This window comes from Asanoa sp. NPDC050611 (assembly GCF_040654855.1).
Taxonomy (GTDB): Bacteria; Actinomycetota; Actinomycetes; order Mycobacteriales; family Micromonosporaceae; genus Asanoa.
In genome coordinates, this window is the sequence record NZ_JBFAIU010000649.1 from 1 (window position 1) to 1854 (window position 1854).

The window sequence follows — 1854 nt, forward strand, 5'->3', positions numbered from 1 at the left end:
GGCGGCGCCGACCTCCACCGCCTCGATCGCCTCCTCGACGGTGGTGACCTCGACCTGCACCGGCACCTCGGGAAAGGCCTCCCGGACCCGGCGGTCTTCAGTCCACTTTGCCGATGACCTTTGTTTGTTCGGCCGGTGGTGCGGCTCACCTAATAATCGTTGGCAGACGGCGAGCAAATGAGCTTCAATGGATAGCGACACCGGTTGGGGGCGACCGGTGCAGACCAGGGGAGCACAGCAATGAGCACCATGTTGGACCGTTACCGCTCGCACCGTCAGCAGATGCGCCGCGCGCGCGCTCTCGAGCGCGCGCTGAGCGAGACCAACTCGCCGGCCGTTCGCGCCGAGATCATCGCGATCTCGCAGCGCAGCCAGCGATAGTCGCTCGCTGTCACCAAGGCCCGTCCGGCTCGTCCGGGCGGGCCTTTCGTATTGGCACGGTTACCGGATCCGCCGTAGCGGTGCTGCTCACAGCACCGGGATTCCTACCCGTCGCACCGCCCGGTACGGTTGGGCGGGCTGCCCTCCATCGGCATGACGGGTGGGCCGCTGTTCCGCGATCGAGGAGGCGCAGATGACGTCCGAGGGTCCGCAGCATCCCGGCTACGAGCCGGACGAGGCTGCCCCGGACGCGGGCGGTCCCCGGTATCCAGAGAACGATCCCCGGCGCCGCGCGGCGGGGGAGTCCTGGGCGCCGCCGGGCTACGACCCACCACAGCGGACCGACCAGTGGAACCCGCCGGGCGCCCAGCCGGCGTGGGGCGCTGGTGCGCCGCAGGGTCGCCCGGGCGAGCCGTACGCCGACCAGGGTGGGGTCAACGGCCGCCGTCCCGACGCGCCGCCGGCCCCGTACACCCCGGCCCCGGCCCCGATCCCGCAGGCTTCCGAGCCGACGCCGCTGCCCCCGCAGCAGACCCGCGTCCCGGGCGCGTCGTTCGGCGCGTTCCCGCCCGGCGAGCCGTCCGACAACGGTGGCTTCGGCGCGATCGACTACCACGGCAAGGCCGAATACCCGGCGAGCGTGCCGCAGCCGCGCACGGCGAGCGACAGCTCCCACACCGGCCGCGTGCAGATACCGCAGCCGACCGATCCCGGTGGCAACCAGCCGTCCTCGGGCGGGCCGTCCTACGGTGCGCCGAACGGATTCCCCGGGCCGAGTGGCTGGGCGCCGACCTCCGACGGTGGCCCCGGCGCCGGGCAGCAGCCCAGCCGCCCAGGCGATTCCGGTGGTTTCAGCGGCTTCGGGTCGCCCGTCCCGCCGCAGGGCACCACGCCGACCAGCGGCGGCCCGCCCGGCGGCGGCGCGCCGACCGGCTCCGCGTCCGTCGGGTCGGCTTCCGTCGGCTCCGCGCGGGTCGGTGGAGCCGCCTCGGTGCCGATGGGTGCCGTGCGGGTCGACCCGGGCCAGTTCGGCGCCCCGGAGCAGCAGTCCGGTCCGGTCTCCCGGTTCGGTCCCGACGCGGAGGAGCGCTCCGGCGGCCACCCGGCGGTGCCCAGCCAGGGCGGCCCCGGCCAGACGTCCGGGCCGCCGAGCGGCCCGCCCTCGGCCGGGCGCGCGGTGAGCGCGAGCGCATCGGTGCCGACGGCGAGCCGGGTGCAGCCGGCTTCCGACGAGCAACTGCCACCGCCCGCGACCGCACCGCCACAGCCACGGGTCTACGGCCGCGCCGTGAGCGCACCGTCCGATTCGCCCGCTCAGTCCGAGTCGTCCGGCTTCGGTGGCCCGCCCGGGGAGCCGCTCCGCGGCCCGAGCGGCTTCGCACCCAGCGGCGACCAGGGCGCCGATCAGCTTGACGTTGCCCGCGCTGAAGCCCTCGACCCAGCCCATGCCGGTCGCGAGCAGCTTCTCCTTCG

At 74.7% G+C, this 1854-nt stretch carries 1 protein-coding gene and 2 pseudogenes; 2 read left to right on the plus strand and 1 reads right to left on the minus strand.

All coding sequences use genetic code 11. The features are described from left to right. Nucleotides 1–93: pseudogene (locus AB0H87_RS41455) on the minus strand (nicotinate-nucleotide diphosphorylase (carboxylating)); the annotation flags it as partial. Between the two features lie 147 nt (nucleotides 94–240). Between AB0H87_RS41455 and AB0H87_RS41460 the strand changes: the two are divergent. Both AB0H87_RS41460 and AB0H87_RS41465 read left to right on the plus strand, forming a co-directional pair. After that, nucleotides 241–381: a hypothetical protein gene (locus tag AB0H87_RS41460; protein WP_360159254.1), complete on the plus strand. Its 141-nt coding sequence runs from the start codon at nucleotides 241–243 to the stop codon at nucleotides 379–381. A gap of 193 nt (nucleotides 382–574) precedes the next feature. Beyond that, nucleotides 575–1854, plus strand: a pseudogene (locus AB0H87_RS41465) (hypothetical protein); the annotation flags it as partial.

Coding starts and splice junctions, on each gene's coding strand:
- AB0H87_RS41460 (WP_360159254.1), top strand. CDS start 241: ATGAGCACCATGTTGGACCGTTACCGCTCGCACCGTCAGCAGATGCGC.